Genomic DNA, 18,600 nt, shown 5'->3' with positions numbered 1-18,600 from the left:
CCGATTGAAATAGAACGTTATTCGGAGATCTGAACGTCTTCGTAGCTGCCGAGCATGGCGCTCTCGGAAAGCGCCATCTGGAGGTAGACGTCGATATGGGAGATCTTCCCGGCGTCGTCGAATTCGTAAATCGATACTGAATTGACCACGCTGGAGAAATCACCCACGCTGCTACGTTCCTCGAGCTCGAGGAAGACGACGTCCGGTGTTTCGGTGATGCGTCTGAAGGATCCTGCCCACTGCGACGAGCCGGCCCAGCCGGTGAGAAACTCGACGTATTCGGACCAGTTCATCACCTCCTTGAAGTTCCCGACCCGCACGAACCCGTCCGTGGCGACGAGCTCGGCGAGGGGCGCCCAGCTTTCCTTCGAGAAGCCCGGCTCTTTGGCGAGATCCACGAGAGACTTCATGAGCAGGCTGTATGCGAGCACAGTGCGTGCTCGTCCGGTGTAGTCGTCAGCGACGTCGGCGATTTCGCGCAGTTCCATGTGATTGCTCCTCGGGACGGTGTGGTGGGGCATCGACAGACAGGGCCACTCAGGCCTCGGCGGCTGCAGCGAGGTAGCGGTCGATCACCGAGTGGAAGTGCGCCACCACCACTTCTTCCGACACCAGCATCAAGTGATCGAGCGCCTCGTTCCGCAAGCCGCGCTGTTGGCGTGGCATCTGCTCGTAATCCTGATGGAGTGCGTCGAAATACTTGAACTCACCGGGTTCTTTCACCTCGATGGGCGTCGCCCGAAGTGCGCTCCTCATGTCTTCGGGCAGATACATGAAGCTGATGATCTGCCAGACACACCGGTTCGGATCTCCGTCCGGATCCGGCTGCGCGAGAATGACAGTGGCCTCTCCCGCGCGAACAGTCATGAAGAAGTTCGGGAACAGGACCCACCCGTGGTTGTCGCTCATCTGCGCGTCGGTGAGGTCCTCGACATCGAGACCGGAGTCGGTCAGTACCTCGCGGGTGGCCAGCTGCAGGATCGTTCTTGCGGTTACGCCCTCGGGGAAAGACAACGGTTGGCCGTCGACCCGGTAGCTGTTCACGATCTCCTCGAAGCGCGGAAGTACCCGCATCAGCGAAGGAAACGTCTCGGGCAGTTCACGAATCCCCTGGACCTGCTCCTCGGGACCGTACTCGTTGACGTGGGCGACCTCGAACGGCGAGCACGACACCGCGTGACGTTCGAGGAGCCGGTACCGGCTCTTTTCCGACTCGATCGTCATGACGCGCAACAACTGCGGATGAATTCCCGAGATGTGGTAACCCTCGGAGAAGGCGTCGACGACGACTTTCCAGTTGCAGTCGATCTTCTCCCGCACGTCCAGGACGGTGACCATCCGGTCGAGATGGTACGGCGCGAGCATCTCGAGCACTTCGGTGCCGAGATAGTCGGCGAGGGGCTCGGCGTTCGGGTCGGGGTTGAGAAAGATGAATCCTGCAGCGGTGTCCACCGACACCTGGATCAGCGAATTCTCTTTCTTGTCTATCGGATCGAGCGTCTTCTCCGCCAGGATCCCCTTGAGCGTGCCCTCGAGATCGTAGGACCACAGGTGGTATTGGCACAGGAAACCACGCTTGGAGTTCCCACTTCCGGTACACAGGGGATTCCCCCGATGCCTGCAGGCATTGACGAAGCCTCGGATCACGTCGTCCTTGCCTCGGACGACGATGTACGACTGGTCGAATAGCTGGTAAACCTTCCAGTCCCCCACCTCAGGCAAGTCCGCCTCACGACCGACCACCTGCCAGACCTTCATCCAGATCGATTCTCGCTCACGTTGCTGAACATCATGGGATACATAGCGATCCGTGGAAATCTCCATGTTGAATCGACCGGGTTCGAGATCGGCGATCCCAGGCGCGGTATCGACCCAGTCTCCCGGGCGATTCGACGTCACGGGCTGTGTGGACGTCATGACTGCACACTCCTTCTCATTCGACGAACGATGCGTTGCGACACAGATGTTGAAGCAGAGATGAAGCAGGGCGGGACAGCCGTACCGGCGCAGCTGAGCGTCGCTCACGCTGCTCGCGGGGCTGTTCGAGCAGAATCAATCACGTGATTGATTCCATATGATGCAGCTCACAAACGCGCTTGTCAATGCCCGACGACACAGATATCTCCGCCGCGCACCGCACACTGGTTCGACCTCGGACATGCCATGCTTGACGCAAAGTCCGCGCATTCCGGAGGTGTCCGTGTCGTCCGCGTCATCGCAGTTGGGTAGGCCGGTCGGCACCAAGAGCGAGCAAACACGGCGACGAATCCTCGACGCCGCGATGCGTTGCGTCGGAGAGGTCGGGTACTCACGGGCGACCATTCGCGAGATCGCGCGCTATGCGGACATCACGAGTGGCAGCCTCTACCACTACTTCCCCAACAAGGCCGAACTGGTGAAAGCCGCCTTCCTGGAGATCGCACAGGTGTCCGTGCCGCGCTTGTCCGCCGCGGCCGATCGGGCCGACGGGGTTCTGAACAAGCTCGTGGCAGTACTCGACGAGGGAGCCACACTCCTCGACGAAAACCCCTACTCAGTGGCGTTCGATCGGGCACTCAGAGTGGAGAGCGCCGAACATCTCCACTTGGGTGAGGACAGCGAATTGATCTTCACGTCGTTACGCAACGTGATCGCGGGAATCATCGAGCAGGCCGCGCGGGAGGGCGCACTCAACACCGACACCGCCGGGGCCACCGATGCGATCTTCACAGTGCTCCGCGGCCTGCACGACCACGCAGCGACGGCCACCCCCGAGCAATACCAAGCCACTCATCACGCCATCCGACTCATGATCCAGGGCACATTGTTCGACTATTCGCGCGTCGAGTCTCTCCACTCGACTACGACCTCGACCTCGACCTCGACTACGACACAGACGTAGCGAAGACGACATGGATGCTCACGCACCCCCGACGGTTACGGCGTTCTACCGATCTCGGTGAGAGTGCTCCATCGTTCACGGTGGAGGTGAATCACTATCACGCAGGCCGGCGTTGGGACTTCACGTACTCGGCAATCGCCGCCAACGGCGCGCCGCCCGCAGTCCCACAGTAGTAGGAGCGGGACCATAAATGCCCGCCCCACAGATACCGGGAAAGATGCTCCGCGTGATCACGCCGCAAGTGCCGCGATGACACCCCTTTGAGCGAATTCACCAGCTTCGACAGCTGCACGGTGGCAGGGAAGTCGACGAGCAGATGCACGTGGTCATCCTCGCCGTTGACTCCCGCAGTTCACATCCGAAGTCCGCACACACTTTCCGCATCACTTCCGCGCAGTCCGCCAAGATCGGGCCGGTGAACACACCGCGCCGATACTTTGTGACGAACACCAAATGTGCATGGCAGTCGCAAATCGCTTGTCTACCAACCCTGATAAGATCTTCCTCGCCCATGACACCAAATTCCATCGTCTGGGGTGTGCTCAAGCGATACCGCTACCGCGCCTACCCCACAGGGGAACAACACCATGCGTTGTCGCGACTGTTCGGGTGCTGCCGGGTGGTATTCAACGATGCCCTCGCTGCGAGAGAATCCGCCCGCAGGGCGGGCCGCCCGATCCCGGGCACGAGTTGTCGGCGGCGTTGACCGCCGCGAAAACAACTCCTGAGCGGGCGTGGCTGGCCGAGGTGTCCTCGGTGCCGTTGCAGCAGTCGCTGGCGGCTCTGCATCGCGCGTATGCCAGTTTCTTCGATTCTCGTACCGGGAAGCGTAAGGGCCGCAAGGTCGGTGCGCCGCGGTTCAAGAAGCGGACACATCGCCAGTCCGCTCGTTTCACCCGCAACGCCGGATTCTCGGTTCTCGAGCCGGGCGGGAGTACCGGGCTGGTGCGCCTGCCGAAGATCGGGCGGATCCGGTACGAGTCGTCACGACCGCTGCCGGCGGACCCGTCGAGTGTGACGGTGATCCGCGAGGCCGACGGGCGGCATTATGTGTCCTTCGTGGTCGACGAGCCCGTGCCCGTTGTGGTTGTCCCGCAGCCGGCGCCGGCCCGATGTGCAGGGATCGACGTCGGTCTCACTGACCTTGCGGTGATCGTCTACGACGACGGGACCCGTGAGAAGGTCGACAACCCCCGCTGGCTGCGGACGACGCAGCGGCGCCTGGCTCGCGCCCAACGGGCGTACTCGCGCACCGAGCGTGGGTCGAAGAACCAGGCGAAGGCTCGCCGGAAGGTGCGCGAGACCCGTCTGGACCACCATCACAAGCTGGCATTGAGGTTGATTCGCGAGAACCAAGCGGTCGCGCTCGAGGGGTTGTCGGTGGCGGGTTTGGCGCGCACGAGGGTGGCGAAGTCGGTGCATGATGCCGGCTGGTCGACGTTGACCCGGTTGATCAAGGAGAAGGCCGCCGAGCATGGCAGGCTGGTGCACACGATCGGTCAGTGGGAACCGACGTCGCAGGTGTGCGCATGTTGCGGGGTGCGGGACGGGAAGAAGCCGTTGGATGTGCGGGTGTGGGTGTGCCCGTCGTGTGGGTTGGTGCTGGATCGGGACTACAACGCCGCTGTGAATGTGATGCTCGCCGCCGGGCTGGTGGAGAGGGTAAACGCCTGTGGAGGGAGCGTAAGACGTGTGCTTGCATGCGCGGACCCGGTGAATCAGGAACCCGCCGAACAGACCGCACCCTCTGGTGAGGCTGCGTAGGAATCCTCCGGGTTCACGCGGAGGAGGAAGTCAAGATCTTGGACGTTCCAAAGACCTCCGCGGAGCGGGTGCGGCTGCCTAAACTGGGCGGAAGCGACACGAGGAGCAGGTCGATGTCCGATCGCACCGCATCACGTACTCGGCAGGCGCCCGTTGCGGAAACGCCGGACGCCATACGCAACGTCGCGCTGGTCGGGTGCAGCGCCACGGGAAAGACCACGCTCGCGGAATCACTGGCCTTCGCTTCGGGAGCGACCGGTCGTGCCGGTCGCGTGGTCGATGGCACCACGGTCTCCGATTACGAAGAGATCGAACAGCAGCACCGACGCTCGGTACAGCTGGCGGTACTACCCCTCGAATGGAGGGGAATCAAGATCAATTTGATCGACACACCCGGGCATCCCGACTTCGACGCCGAACTCCGCGCCGGGCTCCATGCGGCCGACGCAGCGGTCTTCGTCGTCTCGGCTACCGACGCCATCACCCCTGCCACTCGCGCGTTGTGGCGCGAGTGCGACGAAGAGGCGATTCCACGCGCAATAGTCGTGACCAAACTCGATATCGCGCGGCACAGCTACGACGAACTGCTCGAACAGTGCCATGACGCGTTCGGACTCGGCCCCGATACCGTGCGCGCGTTGTTCTATCCGGTATTCGACGGGGACCGTCCGGTCGGGTCGATGGGCCTGCTGACCGGCCGCAGCTATGGTGAGCCCGGTCCGTGTCCGGTCTCGAACTCCGCACGCGAGAGCCTGGTGGAGGCGATCTCCGGTCAAGACGACACACTCATGGAGCGGTTCGTTTCCGGCGAAGAACTAGACCCGGAGTCCCTGCAGGACGGTCTCACCCGCGAAATCCTCGCATGCGCAATGCACCCCGCCGTTCCGGCGACCGAGAGCGGCGTGGGCGCGGTCGAACTGCTCGAACTGATCGTCACAGGATTCCCCGACCCCACCCACCGGCTGCGCGGCGCTCCCCCATGCGATCCGGACGCGCCCCTCGCGGCCCAGGTCGTGCGGGTAACCGGAGATTCGTATGTAGGACGAATCAGCTTGGTACGCGTCTACGCAGGAACGTTGCGGCCGGACACGTCGGCGGCGCTCACCGGGAGCGGCCACTCGGTGGAACGGATCCCCGCGCTGACGAACCCGTTCGGCAAGCAACAGCGACCCGTCGGCGAGGCCATCGCAGGTGATCTCGCATGTGTGGGCAAGCTCGCGACCGCACGCCCCGGTGACACCCTCCACGATCCTGATCACCCCGTCGATCTGGCGATGTGGCCAATTCCCGAGCCACTGCTGCCCCTGGCGATCGAGGCGCATTCACGCACCGACGACGACAAGCTGTCCCAGGCTCTGTCACGGTTGACGGCCGAGGATCCCGCCGTGCGGGTGGAGCAGAATCCCGACACCAATCAGGTGGTGTTGTGGTGCACCGGCGAGGCACACGCCGAACTGGTCGTCGACCGGCTGCGCAACAGGCACGGTGTGCAGGTCGATCTCGTCGAGCATCGTGTCGCGCTTCGTGAAACGTTCGCGGCCCCGGCCTCGGGGCACGGTCGTCTGGTGAAGCAGTCGGGGGGACACGGCCAGTACGCGGTATGCGACCTCGAGATCGAACCCCTCCCCGTGGGCAGCGGGGTCGTGTTCGAGGAACGCGTCGTCGGAGGGGCTGTTCCACGGCAGTTCATCCCGTCGGTGGAAAAGGGTGTTCGGGCACAGACCGCCAAGGGCGTCGCGACGGGGAATCCGATGGTGGATGTACGGATCACGCTCGTCGACGGCAAGGCCCATTCGGTGGATTCGTCCGACGCCGCGTTCCAGGCAGCTGCCGGCCTGGCGCTTCGCGATGCTGCCTCCCACAGTGATACCTGCTTGCTCGAGCCTGTGGCCGCGGTACGGGTGACCGTCCCCGAGGAGTATCTCGGGGCAGTGCTGGGCGATCTCTCTGCACGTCGCGGCCGGGTGCTGGGGACCGAGTCTCCCGATGCTGGGGTGGCGTTGCTACGCGCGGAGGTTCCCGAACTCGAACTCGGGCGTTATCCGATCGACCTGCGCGCGATCACCCAGGGCACCGCCGACTTCGCCCGCGGATATCTGCGCCATGAGCCGATGCCAGCACCTCTCGCGGCGCAGTACCTCGATGGGAACGCGCCGACTCGTTCGTGAGGCAGGTTTCCCTGCCTGGCGACTCGGGTACCGCCGGAACAGAAGATCCGCACGACGAAAGGAAAACCATGCCCGACCCCGATCGACGTGCACACGACAACGACCTGACCGGCGACAACCTGTCTCAGCTCCTCGACGACATGGAAGAAAACGTCAAGAAGGAACGAGACGACGAGGGAGTCCCGGGGAATCCCACCGACCGCGAGAACACCGAGAAGGTCGAACCGGACGACCAGGCGCCGTCCTGAATCGACGTCCTCAGCCGGCGAGGAACGCTCGTACGCAAGGAGTAACCGCCTCGACATCGACCGCATGACCTGGTGCGTCGATCGTGCACCGAGCGGCATGCGGAAGCGCGCTGGCGACCTCCTCTGCCGCAGCCGCGAAGAACTCGACCGGTAACGCAGGCATGTAAGGGTCGGAGGAGGACCGGGTGAGCACCATCGTCTCCTGCCCGATGCCCGCTAGGCGGTCCGAAGGCGGGCGGCCATTGCCGAGGATTTCCGCGTCGTAGGCAAGCGTCGGCGCGAGTGACAACAGCTCCTGCCAGAACGGCGCGGCCCGCGCACTTCGGATGTCGTCGTCGCCTGCCCCTCCCAACCGCATGAATGCGGCGACAGCATCGTCGGATCGACCTCGTGCGAGAGCGCGGTCGAGTTCGGCGCGGTAGGCCCGCCACCGTTCCACGGCGGCGGGGGCCACACTGTAGGGCAGGTCGTAAACCACGAGTCGCGTCACCGGAAGCCCTGCTGCAGCCGCCTCGAGGACCAGGGCCCCACCGGTCGAAGCGCCGAACAGGTGCGCTGCACCCCCGGCCGCGTCCAGGATCGCCGACAGATCGTCGAGTTCGCGCGAGACCCGGTAGGGCTGAGCATCTCCGCTTGCCGCGCGCCCACGCCGTGCGTAGTTGAACACGGTGAAGTCGCTCGCCAATGCCGGTGTGAGCACCGCGTTCTCTGATCCGTCGTCGAGCGCGCCACCCACGAGAACCACAGGTGGGCCGGTGCCCTCGCGTGTGTACGCGATCTTTGTACCGTCGGCGGACGTCACACGGCTGCCCATGTCCACCAAGGCTAACGTGATCCGGGTCCTCTACCGATCGAGTGTGATCGGCGATTTCAACGCCAACTCGGCGAGTCCGTCGACACGATATCCGGGCCAGCCGTGCAACATCTGCTTCCACCGGTCCGGCACGGCCGTCGCACCCCACCTGGCACCGACCAAACCACCGGCGATCGCTGCGGTGGTATCGGTGTCGCCACCTGCCCTCACGGCAGCCTCGAGCGCGTTCACGAGATGATGCGGTCCGGATGCATCCGTGTGCGTAATAGCCCACCACGCGACCTGCAGCGCGTGCACCACCCAACCGTTCTTGTCGAATACGGCTGCGGTGTCTGCCTTCTCGGATTCATCGAGGAGCGCTCCCCAGTACTCGGCAACGTCAGCGGGCGCACCGTCGAGGTACAGGCGGGCGCCGTCGAAGTTTCCGTGCAGCACAGCATGGCGGATTGCGTACGACCACAACCGGCACGCCTCGATGGCCTGCGGATCGTCGTGGGTCAGGGCGCTGATCTCGGCGGCTGCTGCGACGCACGCGTCGGCGTCGTGCAGGTAGGCGATACCGACGGGTGCGGTACGCATGAGTGATCCGTTCCCGGCCTTCCGTCCCGGAATGCCGCGAGCGCGCTGCCGCATGGCGACCGCCGACGCAGGTCGGGCAGAGAGCACAGCGGCGGTCTGGTTGCCGATGTCTTTCGGGCGGGTGTCGTACCAGCGCACGAACTGCGCAGCTACCGCATCGAGGCCGTCTCCGTGTCCGATCGGCAGGCCCGAGGCGGAGATCTCGGCGATCGCGAGGGTCATCGACGTGTCGTCGGTCCACTCCCCCGGCGCGAACGGGCCCAGCCCTCCGCCGATCATGTCGATCGGCGCATCCGGTCGCGGATAGGTGAATTCGTATCCGGCACCGAGCGCATCGCCCGCGGCAGTGGCCACGAGCACTCCCGCGACACGATCCTTCTGCTGCGCGTCCAGTTCCACAGTCTCCCCTTTGCTCAATATTGCGCTAATGAAGTTAGCGCATCTTTGATTCAATGTCTACGTGAGTACGAATCCGGGGACACCGAGCAAGCCCCTCACCGACTATCCGCGCCCCTCGGTCGCAGTCGACGTGGCCGTGCTGACCGTCGTCGACGAAACCCTGAAGGTGCTGGTGGTCGACCATCCACGAGGACGCGCACTACCTGGGACATTCCTGCATCCCGGTGAGCGTCTCGCCGACGCCGCACATCGCGCGCTCCACGACAAGGCGAGACTCGGGAGCGTGGAGTTCCACCAGATGGCGATGCTCGACGACCCCGCGCGCGACGACCGCGGCTGGGTACTGTCGATGGCGCACAGCGCAGCCGTGCCGTTCGAGCGCTTCCCCACCGGAGCTCAGCTGGTACCTGTCGATGACGCGAGCGGACTCGCGTTCGACCACTCCGAGGTCGTCGGCCTCGCCGTCGACGATCTGCGTCGCCGGTATGCGACGGCGGTCGATCCGTCGGGATTGATCGGCGACGAGTTCACCATCCTCGAACTGCGCCGCCTCTACGAGGTGATCTACGGTCGCAGATTCCCGAAGGACACCTTTCGACGCCACCTGTCGCACGGTGTCGACGCAACCGGCGAATTCAGTCGCGAAGGCGCGGGGAGGCCTGCGGAGCTCTACCGGAGAACAGGTGAGCCACTGCCTCCGAGTGCGGCATCGTTCCTCGCGAACCGGTCCGTCTGATGGGTGCGCGCATCTACGTTGTCACACATCCTGAAGCGACTCATCACGTCGAGGGCCTCGTCGGCGGCTGGTACGACTCCGCGCTCACCCCGCGCGGCGTGATCCACGCGCACGCGATCGCGGCACGACTGCGGGATCTCATTCCCACCGGTGCGTGCCCGGCTCTGTACACGTCGGACCTCGTCCGAGCCACCGAAACCGCACACCCCATCGCCGAAACCTTCGGCGTCGAACCCGTCCTCCTTCCGGACCTGAGGGAGAAGTCCTACGGCGTTGCGGGTGGGCGCCCGCAGGAGTGGTTCGCCACCCATTTCGTCCCGCCGCCTCTCGTCGGGGAACGCTTGGATCACGACGAAGGAATCGAGGGCGCGGAATCGAAACTCGAATGTGTCACTCGTGTCTACCGGGCCATGGATCGAATCACGTCCGACAACGCGGAACATCGCATCATCGTCACTCATGGCGGCTCGCTCAGTTGGGTCGTTGCCGCCTGGCAGCGACTTCCGATCAGCGCGTGCGCGCACGTGGCCTATCGTGCCGATTCCGGCAGCATCACGGTGCTCGAGCAGGACGATGTCTTCCACAACCGCACTCTGCATACTCTCGGGGATCTCGGCCACATACTCTGACGCCGGCCTGTGGAGGGATCGATAGCAGCCGCGACCGCTGCCAGGGCACACGGGTGCCCTGGTGACGGGAGCTGTCTTTGTGTTCTGTTGCCGAACTACGCGACCAGATCCGGTCTGTTCCCCGGTATCGGTGTGCGGAACAGATCCACACTCGCCGGCGGAATGAACTGCGGCCGGCGTTCTTCGGTGACCTCGACGTCCCAGCCGGTGTGATGCATCAACCGGTGATGATGCCCGCACAACAGCACCAGATTATCCAGATCGGTGCTACCACCATCGACCCAATGATCGATGTGATGGGCATCGGCCCATGCCGGGGGTGTGGTGCACCCCGGAAAGGCGCATCCGCCGTCGCGGACCGCGAGGGCGCGTCGCTGCGCCGCGGTCGCGGACCGATACGTCCGTCCGTGCGCGAGCGGTACTCCGTGGTCGTCGAGCAGGATGCGGGTGACCTGACAGTCGCAGGCGAGCATCCGGGCGGTGTCGAGGGAGAGTGGTCCGGCCCAGGGTTCGGTGGCGTAGCCGTGTTCGGAGCTGCGGGTGAACAGTTCTGTCACCGCAGCAGTGGTGGTGAGGTCGTGGATCGACGCGGTGATCGACAGGTGGGGTGTCACACCGCCTTCGACGGGAACGACTCCGGTGGTCTCGACCAGGTGCAGCAACTGTGCGAAGGCATCGGCGTGGCGTTTCGACGCGGGCCGGTCATCTGTGATGCCGTTCGTCTCGGGGCGGGGTGCTCCCAGGGGTGAGAGCAGGTGCCGCAGGCGTGCGCCGGTGACCGCGTCGAGGTCGGCTTTGATCACGATGCGTCCGCGGAGGGTGGTGGAGACGAACAGTGCGTTGCGGTCGGTGTCTTCGCCCGGTGGTGGGCCGTCGCCGGTGCCGAAGAGGTGTTCGAGTCGGTGGATCAGTGCCCGCACGGTGGCTTTGGTGGCGATGTTCTGGCTGGCGTGGTCGAGCAGGATGGTGCGGGCTTTGGTGAAGTCGCAGGGGTTCATGGTTGTGGGGTAGTGCTGGCAGAAGTAGGCGATCTGCCGGGCTTTCTCGGCGTCCAGCAAGCCTGCCGAGTAGGCGGCGCGGACTTCGGGTTCGAGTCGCAGGAGTTGCGCGAGTGACGCGATGCGCTGGCATTCGCCGATTTCGAGGTGTGTGGCTGCGGCGAGCCAGTGGGCGGGGCTGCGGTAGCCGTGTTCTTTCACGGTGTCGCGTTCGACCATCGCGATGATCAGGTCCACCCGCTGCACTTGCAGGGCATGGATGTCGGCGGAGATGGCGAGCGTCTCGGCCATCAGTTGTGTGTCGTTGAGTTTCCAGAGGTCCCCACCCATGCTCGAATTCTATAGAACAAATATTCGACTGACAAGACGAAGAGGAACACATGTTCGATTCAAGATGAATTTTCCGTCGACAGGAAGTACGCACGAACGGCCCCTTCCGTCAGGATGTGCTCACAAGCGCTGTCGCGATCTCCGCCGCCACCTGTACGTTCCCCAAGTACACCGCAATGTTCGTATCGAGCGTGGCACCGCCTGTGCCGCGGTGCATGTGGTCGAGCAGAAACGGCGTCAGATCCTTGCCCTGAACACCTGCCGCCGCCGCCTCCCGCTCCGCCTCGGCGAGCACCCGGTCATGCAGGGCCGGGTCCACCTGCTTGTCGGCAGCGACCGGATTGGCGATGAGCACAGCCGACCGCAACCCGAGATCGTCGCGGGCCCGGGCTACAGCGGCAGCAGCGTCCGATGACTCCGCAGCCTCGATCGAACACCCGCTGTCGCGCACGTAGTAGCCCGGGAAGCGGGTGGTGCGGTACCCCAGCACGATCACGCCGAGCGTTTCGAGTCGTTCGAGTGTGGCAGGCACGTCCAGGATGGATTTCACCCCCGCACTGACGATCAAAATCGGAATCGACGACAGCGCGACGAGATCTGCGCTCTCGTCGAACGTCGTCGCCGCACCGCGGTGGACACCACCGAGACCCCCTGTCGCGAACACTGCTATCCCGGCACGGTGCGCGAGCCACGCGGTCGAGGCCACGGTCGTTCCACCGTGCAGCCTCTTCACCGCAGCCGTGGGCAGGTCGCGGATCCCGGTCTTCACGGTCCCCGCATCCACGGCCTCGATCAGTTCGATCTGGTCGCGGGAGAGACCAACGGTGGGGACACCTGCAACCACTCCGACGGTCGCCGGAGTCACGCCTGCGTCTCGCAATGATCGTTCGGCCTCGAACGCAACCTCGAGGTTCCGCGGCCGCGACAGACCGTGTGTGAAAATCGTCGATTCGAGCGCCACCACGGGCCTGCCCTCCGCGACGGCCGCGCGCACCTCGTCGGCAACGACGATCGTTTCGGTCATACACCGACGATATGCGTCATCACTTTGCTCGGCGTCCCAAACGCGCCAGTACCCGCTCCTGTCGATCGTCGGAACCGGCTTCCGCACCGGGCTTGCAGACACCGTCCATGTAGAGGGAGTCGCCGAAGCTGTTCGCCCCGGCCTCGATCCGGTCGAGTTCGGCATCGGTGAAAGACACCGGGATTCCGGCGCCCTGCGCAATGTCCCAACGATGAACGAGCAGATCCCAGATGTAGAACTGCTCGAACGTCGCACCCAATGTCGTGGGGCCGAAGTATCCCTCGTACGGGGCGGAGACAAGCTCGTCGTCGGTCAGCAGCGCCGCGACGCGAGCGGTGTGCTCACGCCATCCCGCCGCGGGATCGTCGAGTTCGGGACGCTCACCGACATCGAGACCGCGACCGGTGAGGAATTCCCGCTGAGTGTCGACGATATGGGCGACCACGTCGCGCGTGGTCCAGCCGTCGCAGGGCGATAGCCGGTCCCACGAACCGGGCGCGACGGCGCCGATGAGTGCGGTGAGCGGCGCGTTCGCCTCGTCGTGTCGGAGTGCTGTTGTATTCATGGACGCTGTACTCATGACGTGACAATATTCCCGCGCAAAGGATGCGGTATTGATGAAACCCGACACGGGCGACGATCAGGATCGACAGCCGATCGAACGCGCCCACCTGAACGACCCGGCCGACACATCCAGCAGGGTCTTCCGGTATTCGGCCGCACCCGAGCTCACTGCGTTGATGCGTCGGTACTGGATTCCGGTGTGGTCGGTGCCCGGCGGTGAAGAGTCCGTCCAGCGGGTTCTGCAGTACCCCGTGTGCCTTGCAGTGATCGCACAGGACTATGCGCGCTTCTACGGCATCACGTCGGGACTGTCCCGTACCACGCTCAGAGGCAATGGGTGGGCGGTCGGGGTGATGTTCACCCCGGCAGCAGGCCAGTTACTGACACGCACACCGGTCGCGGCTTTCACCGACCGGTTCGTCGATCTGCACGACATCTTCGGCGACGACGGCGTCCGCCTGACCGACGAGGTTCGTAGCGCGATGGCGACTTCGCCCCGTGCTCCCGAATCGCATCGCGCCGCAATGGACCTGTTCGACGACATGCTCCGGCCATATTCGTCGATCGACGACGAGGGGCGTTTGATCAACCAGGTGGTCGCATACGTCGAGGACAATTCCGACGTTCTTCGCGTCGAGCAGGTCCGAAGCGAGTTCGGCCTGTCGGAGCGGGCGCTGCAGCGGCTGGTACACCGCAGGATCGGGCTGACACCGAAATGGTTGATCCAGCGTCGCCGTCTCCAGGAAGCGGCGGGACGATTGCGTGAGCAGGCTATCCCCCTGGCCGAAATGGCCGCGCTGCTCGGGTATGCAGATCAACCGCATTTCGTACGCGACTTCGCGAAGGTCGTCGGCATGACACCGGCGGTCTTCGCGCAGCAGTACGGGCTCTGACCCGGTCGTCAGGGGGTTTCCCCGGTCGATTCTGTTTCGGCGCTCTCATGCTCGCCGATCGCCTTCGCACTGACGTGATCCGGGTACCAGGAGGTGAACTTGATGGCGCATATCATCGCCCCGGTCTGCAGCACCCAGCCGGTCCAGATGTTGTTGCTGTCGTCGAGAACGGCGTCGCCGTACCAGCCGGCGGCCGCCGCAACCGCGAATGCTACGGCCCATGCTGCAGTGATGATGTAGTTGGTCCTGATGAACAGTGGGGAATCCCAGTACTCGCGTTCGACCATGTCGCGCGCGTACTGGAGGGTGAAAGGCACCCGGATCAGCATCGACCCCACCGCAATGATCACCAGGGTGATGTTCGCGATCTCACCGATCCATTTCTCGAGCCATACCTGACCGTCGGTACTCAGGAAGAAATGCAGGACGAACAGGCCGGCAAAGAAGAGCACGTCGACGGCGCCGAGAAGCTTGAGATTCTTTCCCCGGATCCGATCGGCCACGACGAAGAACACCGAGATGGCGAGCGCCACCGCAGACACCCAGCCGGTGCTGCCGGGCCCTTCGAAGATGGCGAGGAAGATCCAGGGGGCGAGGCCTGTCAGCGGACCGTCGAGCACTTTGTCGACGATCGATGAACCCGCACCTTCCCCCGCCGATGGAGCGCGATTGCTTGTGGTGTTGTCAGCCATGGCTGCCTCGATGTCACGACAATGGGGCCCCGACCCTCATCCGAGGGTAGACCTGTTACTGCGGCCGAATGTCACATTCGTTCACTTCGACTGCATGACGGCCACATTCGGCCCACGTATCCTGACGCCATGGCAGCCGATGCGTCCACGCTCGAAGCACTGTTCGGCGACACCGGAGTCGCCGCGCTCGTCACCCTCAAACGTTCAGGCAGACCTCAGATCTCGAACATTCTCTACCATTACGATCACCGAACACACACGTTCTCCATCTCGATCACCGACTCTCGCGCGAAAACGAGGAACATGCGCCGCGACTCGCGCGTGAGCCTGTTCAAGGACTCTGCCGATGGTTGGGCGTACGCCGTCGCCGAGGGCAACGCCGAGTTGTCCGATATCGCACGCACTCCCCACGACGAGGCGGCCGAACAACTCGTCGCGCTCTACCGCAAGGTTCAGGGCGAGCATCCCGATTGGGACGAGTTCCGCGCCGCGATGGTCGACGAACACCGATTGGTACTGCGGGTACGTGTCGATCGGTTCTACGGCGCCGCGGGTCGATGACACCCCGCCGTCGGGTCGCTGGGGATCGATAGGCTCGGTTGTCCACACCGAGTTCTGAGGAGAACAGTGAGCACCCTGCAAACCCTGGACCGCGGCCTTCGCGCCTTGGAGATCGTCTCTCAACGGCCGGGTGGAATCTCGATCGCTGAACTCGCTGCGGAACTCGATGTCGCGCGTGCCATCAGCTATCGAATCGTCGCGACACTCGAGGCACATTCGCTCGTCGCTCGAACCGAGGATGGACGGATCAGGCTGTCAGCGGGGACGGCGATACTCGGTTTGCGTTTCCACCCCCGCCTGCGCGAGGTCGCCCAGCCTCTGCTGCGCGAGCTGGCGCAACAGACGTCCGCCACCGCGTTCCTTTCCATGCTGGAGGGTGACGAGTGCGTGGTGATCGCGGTGGCCGAGCCCGATTCGGGCATCCTGCGTGTGGGCTACCGGCTGGGCACGAGGCATCCCGTATCGCGGGGAGCGGCGGGTATCGCGATCCTCGCGGGGCGGCCCGCCTCCGAGTCCGACACCGATCAGGTGCGCCAGGCACGCCGGGACGGATTCAGCATCACTGCCGGCGAGCTCGAGCACGGCGCCGTGGGGGTCGCAGCCGGTGTGGGTACGCCGTTGGACCACGACGGACTGGGATTCGAGTCGAGCGTCGGCGTCGTCGCGATCGAAGGTCTCGACACCGACATCGCCGCGGCCGCAGTTGTGAAGATTGCCGCCCGGATCACTGCCTTGCTCGACGTCTGACCGGAACACGACCGGCCATCGAGGGGACGCTCACCGGAGCGTCCCCTTTTTCGTCGTGCCCATGTCCACGTAAGCACCGACCCCGCCTTGACGACACGATGTGACGGCCCTTACTCTGCAAATGTTCGTTCATCGAACAGATATGTCCACTATTAGTAACGCAGAGTTCACCGCCTGGAGAAGCCCATGACCAGTCCGTCGAGCGGAACCGTCCTCGAAGCCAGACGAGCGTCGACCGACGGCCGATGCCCCATCGACCACAGCGCCGTCACATCTCCCGGCGGTTGCCCGGTCTCGCCCCGCGCGGCCGCATTCGATCCATTCACCGGCCCCTACCAGAGCGACCCTGCAGCGTCACTCCGCTGGTCACGGGACGAGGAACCCGTCTTCTACAGCCCAGAACTCGACTACTGGGTGGTCACACGCTACGAAGACGTGAAAGCCGTCTTCCGCGACAACGAACTGTTCTCACCCGCGATCGCACTCGAAAAAATCACTCCCACCTCAGACGAGGCCAATTCTGTTCTTGCACAGTACGACTACGCGATGTCCCGGACGCTGGTCAACGAAGACGAACCGGCGCACATGCCGCGACGACGCGCCTTGATGGAACCGTTCACCCCTGCCGCGCTCGCCCACCACGAACCGATGGTGCGCCGATTGGCTCGCGAATACGTCGACCGCTTCGTCGATGCCGGGCGCGTCGACCTCGTCGACGAGATGCTCTGGGAGGTCCCGCTCACCGTGGCACTGCACTTCCTCGGTGTTCCCGAAGAAGACATGGATACGCTGCGCGAGTACTCGATCGCCCATACCGTCAACACCTGGGGACGGCCGGCACCCGAACAACAGGTTGCCGTGGCCGAGGCCGTCGGGAAATTCTGGCAGTTCGCCGGCACCGTCCTCGACAAGATGCGAAAGGACCCGAGTGGGCACGGCTGGATGCCCTTCGGCCTCCGCGTACAACAGGAACAGCCGGATGTCGTCACCGACTCCTACCTGCACTCGATGATGATGGCCGGCATCGTCGCCGCACACGAGACCACCGCCAACGCCTCTGCCAACGCCTTGCGGCTGCTGCTCGAGCACCGCGACGTGTGGGAGGAGATCTGCGCCGATCCCAGCCTGATCCCCAACGCGGTCGAGGAGTGCCTTCGCCACTCCGGCTCCGTCGCCGCGTGGCGACGCCTCGTCACTGCGGACACCACGATCGGCGGCGTCGACATCCCCGAGGGTGCAAAACTACTGATCGTCAACTCTTCGGCCAACCACGACGAACGCCACTTCGACCAGGCAGACGACTTCGATATCCGTCGCGACAACGCCAGCGACCACCTCACCTTCGGCTACGGCAGCCACCAGTGCATGGGCAAGAACCTTGCGCGCATGGAGATCCAGATCTTTCTGGAGGAACTGACCCGTCGCCTACCCCACATGGAACTGGTTCCCGACCAAGAATTCACGTATCTGCCCAACACCTCGTTCCGCGGACCGGACCACGTTCTGGTCCAATGGGATCCGGCCCGCAACCCGGAACGCGCCGACCCGGAACTGCTGTCTCTCCGACAGCCGGTCAAGATCGGGGAACCCTCGAAGAACACCATCGCCCGCACGATGACCGTCTCGGAACTCGAACACCTCGCCGACGACATCCTGCTGGTGACGCTGCGCGACACCTCGGGGCGACCATTGCCCAAATGGTCGGCCGGGTCGCACATCGACATCGACTGCGGCGCGGTGTCGCGGCAGTACTCACTGTGTGGCGACCGTGACGACCGCACCGCTCTGCAGATCGCGGTGCTCCACGATTCCGACAGTCGCGGAGGATCCCGTTGGGTGCACACCCAACTTGCCATCGGGACCACACTGCGTATGCGGGGGCCGCGTAACCATTTCAAACTCGATCCTGATGCCCGGCGATACGTGTTCGTCGCCGGCGGCATCGGAATCACCCCCGTGATCGCGATGGCCGACGAGGTCAAGGCCTCCGGAGGTGACTACGAGATCCACTACGCTGGGCGCTCGCGCACCTCCATGGCGTTCCTCGACCGCCTCGCACGCGACCACGGCGACCGTGTCCGGATCTATCCGAGCCACGAGGGCACCCGGATGGATCTCGCCGAACTCTTTGCGACCGCAGAGGACGGCACACAGGTGTACTCGTGCGGACCCGAACGCCTCCTCACGGCGCTGGCCGACGCGACCGCACATTGGCCGGACGACACCCTGCATGTCGAGCACTTCTCCTCGACCCTCGAAGCACTCGACCCGTCGAAGGAGCATGCATTCGAGGTTGTGCTGAAGGACTCCGGAATCACCGTCCCGGTCGCCGCCGACCAGACGGTGCTCCACGCACTTCGGGCCGCGAACATCGACGCGCAGAGCGACTGCGAAGAAGGCATCTGCGGCGCGTGTGAGGTACCCGTCCTCGACGGAGATGTCGACCACCGCGACCTGGTTCTCACCAAGACCGAGCGCCTCGCCGGAAAAACCATGATGACCTGCTGCTCCCGCGCCTGCGGCAGCACGCTGACCCTCCAGCTCTGAGCTACCCTTCCGAAAGGCAACCGCAT

At 64.2% G+C, this 18,600-nt stretch carries 19 protein-coding genes and 1 pseudogene; 11 read left to right on the top strand and 9 right to left on the bottom strand.

Annotation, left to right across the window (positions count from 1 at the left end):
* Positions 1-17: 17 nt before the first annotated feature.
* Positions 18-488 carry a hypothetical protein gene (locus tag ACSYG9_RS19350; RefSeq protein ID WP_440124041.1) on the bottom strand — a complete coding sequence of 157 codons (471 nt, stop codon included), beginning with the start codon at positions 486-488 and terminating at the stop codon, positions 18-20.
* 49 nt (positions 489-537) lie between these two features.
* Positions 538-1,917: an SRPBCC family protein gene (locus tag ACSYG9_RS19345; protein WP_440124040.1), complete on the bottom strand. Its 1,380-nt coding sequence runs from the start codon at positions 1,915-1,917 to the stop codon at positions 538-540.
* Positions 1,918-2,200: 283 nt separating this feature from the next.
* Here ACSYG9_RS19345 and ACSYG9_RS19340 point away from each other — a divergent pair, with 283 nt between their 5' ends.
* Positions 2,201-2,881, top strand: coding sequence for a TetR/AcrR family transcriptional regulator (locus ACSYG9_RS19340; RefSeq protein WP_454839603.1), 681 nt, complete (start codon positions 2,201-2,203; stop codon positions 2,879-2,881).
* A 97-nt stretch (positions 2,882-2,978) separates the two neighbouring features.
* On the opposite strand, the pseudogene tnpA reads toward ACSYG9_RS19340, so the two are convergent.
* Positions 2,979-3,394, bottom strand: a pseudogene (gene tnpA / locus ACSYG9_RS19335) (IS200/IS605 family transposase).
* Here tnpA and ACSYG9_RS19330 point away from each other — a divergent pair.
* From ACSYG9_RS19330 to ACSYG9_RS19315, 4 genes are all read left to right on the top strand, one after another.
* Positions 3,393-3,587 carry a helix-turn-helix domain-containing protein gene (locus ACSYG9_RS19330; RefSeq protein WP_440124038.1) on the top strand — a complete coding sequence of 65 codons (195 nt, stop codon included), beginning with the start codon at positions 3,393-3,395 and terminating at the stop codon, positions 3,585-3,587. The pseudogene tnpA and the gene ACSYG9_RS19330 overlap by 2 nt on opposite strands.
* A gap of 41 nt (positions 3,588-3,628) precedes the next feature.
* Positions 3,629-4,645, top strand: a complete 1,017-nt coding sequence (locus tag ACSYG9_RS19325) for an RNA-guided endonuclease InsQ/TnpB family protein (RefSeq protein ID WP_454843002.1) — start codon at positions 3,629-3,631, stop codon at positions 4,643-4,645.
* A gap of 113 nt (positions 4,646-4,758) precedes the next feature.
* Entirely contained in the window at positions 4,759-6,813 is a 2,055-nt protein-coding gene (locus ACSYG9_RS19320) for an elongation factor G-like protein EF-G2 (RefSeq protein ID WP_454839601.1), read from the top strand.
* A gap of 68 nt (positions 6,814-6,881) precedes the next feature.
* On the top strand, positions 6,882-7,061 hold the full coding sequence (locus ACSYG9_RS19315; RefSeq protein WP_440124036.1) for a hypothetical protein: 180 nt from the start codon (positions 6,882-6,884) through the stop codon (positions 7,059-7,061).
* Between the two features lie 10 nt (positions 7,062-7,071).
* Here the strand turns inward: ACSYG9_RS19315 and ACSYG9_RS19310 are convergent, their stop codons facing one another.
* Together ACSYG9_RS19310 and ACSYG9_RS19305 are read right to left on the bottom strand one after the other, a co-directional pair.
* Positions 7,072-7,875 carry an alpha/beta fold hydrolase gene (locus tag ACSYG9_RS19310; RefSeq protein ID WP_454839599.1) on the bottom strand — a complete coding sequence of 268 codons (804 nt, stop codon included), beginning with the start codon at positions 7,873-7,875 and terminating at the stop codon, positions 7,072-7,074.
* A 30-nt stretch (positions 7,876-7,905) separates the two neighbouring features.
* Positions 7,906-8,853 (bottom strand): ADP-ribosylglycohydrolase family protein, encoded by a 948-nt coding sequence (locus tag ACSYG9_RS19305; protein ID WP_440124034.1) that lies wholly within the window; start codon positions 8,851-8,853, stop codon positions 7,906-7,908.
* 61 nt (positions 8,854-8,914) lie between these two features.
* Here ACSYG9_RS19305 and ACSYG9_RS19300 point away from each other — a divergent pair, with 61 nt between their 5' ends.
* Together ACSYG9_RS19300 and ACSYG9_RS19295 are read left to right on the top strand one after the other, a co-directional pair.
* Positions 8,915-9,589: an NrtR DNA-binding winged helix domain-containing protein gene (locus ACSYG9_RS19300; protein ID WP_440124033.1), complete on the top strand. Its 675-nt coding sequence runs from the start codon at positions 8,915-8,917 to the stop codon at positions 9,587-9,589.
* Positions 9,589-10,218, top strand: a complete 630-nt coding sequence (locus ACSYG9_RS19295) for a histidine phosphatase family protein (RefSeq protein ID WP_454839597.1) — start codon at positions 9,589-9,591, stop codon at positions 10,216-10,218. The genes ACSYG9_RS19300 and ACSYG9_RS19295 overlap by 1 nt, the downstream gene beginning before the upstream one ends.
* A gap of 95 nt (positions 10,219-10,313) precedes the next feature.
* Here the strand turns inward: ACSYG9_RS19295 and ACSYG9_RS19290 are convergent, their stop codons facing one another.
* From ACSYG9_RS19290 to ACSYG9_RS19280, 3 genes are all read right to left on the bottom strand, one after another.
* Positions 10,314-11,546: a DUF222 domain-containing protein gene (locus ACSYG9_RS19290; protein WP_454839595.1), complete on the bottom strand. Its 1,233-nt coding sequence runs from the start codon at positions 11,544-11,546 to the stop codon at positions 10,314-10,316.
* A 109-nt stretch (positions 11,547-11,655) separates the two neighbouring features.
* The gene (locus ACSYG9_RS19285; protein ID WP_440124029.1) at positions 11,656-12,570 is read right to left on the bottom strand and encodes a pseudouridine-5'-phosphate glycosidase; all 915 of its coding nucleotides are present in this window, start codon (positions 12,568-12,570) and stop codon (positions 11,656-11,658) included.
* Between the two features lie 19 nt (positions 12,571-12,589).
* Entirely contained in the window at positions 12,590-13,150 is a 561-nt protein-coding gene (locus ACSYG9_RS19280; RefSeq protein WP_440124028.1) for a maleylpyruvate isomerase family mycothiol-dependent enzyme, read from the bottom strand.
* A 37-nt stretch (positions 13,151-13,187) separates the two neighbouring features.
* On the opposite strand from ACSYG9_RS19280, the gene ACSYG9_RS19275 reads away from it, so the two are divergent.
* Positions 13,188-14,027 carry a helix-turn-helix domain-containing protein gene (locus ACSYG9_RS19275; protein WP_440124027.1) on the top strand — a complete coding sequence of 280 codons (840 nt, stop codon included), beginning with the start codon at positions 13,188-13,190 and terminating at the stop codon, positions 14,025-14,027.
* Positions 14,028-14,035: 8 nt separating this feature from the next.
* Here the strand turns inward: ACSYG9_RS19275 and ACSYG9_RS19270 are convergent, their stop codons facing one another.
* Positions 14,036-14,719: a hypothetical protein gene (locus tag ACSYG9_RS19270; protein WP_440124026.1), complete on the bottom strand. Its 684-nt coding sequence runs from the start codon at positions 14,717-14,719 to the stop codon at positions 14,036-14,038.
* A gap of 129 nt (positions 14,720-14,848) precedes the next feature.
* On the opposite strand from ACSYG9_RS19270, the gene ACSYG9_RS19265 reads away from it, so the two are divergent.
* The 3 genes from ACSYG9_RS19265 (at position 14,849) to ACSYG9_RS19255 (ending at position 18,574) form a co-directional block, all read left to right on the top strand.
* Positions 14,849-15,280 (top strand): TIGR03618 family F420-dependent PPOX class oxidoreductase, encoded by a 432-nt coding sequence (locus ACSYG9_RS19265; RefSeq protein WP_440124025.1) that lies wholly within the window; start codon positions 14,849-14,851, stop codon positions 15,278-15,280.
* 66 nt (positions 15,281-15,346) lie between these two features.
* Entirely contained in the window at positions 15,347-16,027 is a 681-nt protein-coding gene (locus ACSYG9_RS19260; protein WP_440124024.1) for an IclR family transcriptional regulator domain-containing protein, read from the top strand.
* Between the two features lie 186 nt (positions 16,028-16,213).
* Positions 16,214-18,574 (top strand): cytochrome P450/oxidoreductase, encoded by a 2,361-nt coding sequence (locus ACSYG9_RS19255; protein ID WP_440124023.1) that lies wholly within the window; start codon positions 16,214-16,216, stop codon positions 18,572-18,574.
* The last annotated feature ends 26 nt before the right edge of the window (positions 18,575-18,600 follow it).

The sequence above is a fragment of the Rhodococcus sp. SJ-2 genome (assembly GCF_053750035.1).
Note: the sequence above shows the minus strand (reverse complement) of the source record. Positions and strands in the feature narration are given on the sequence as shown.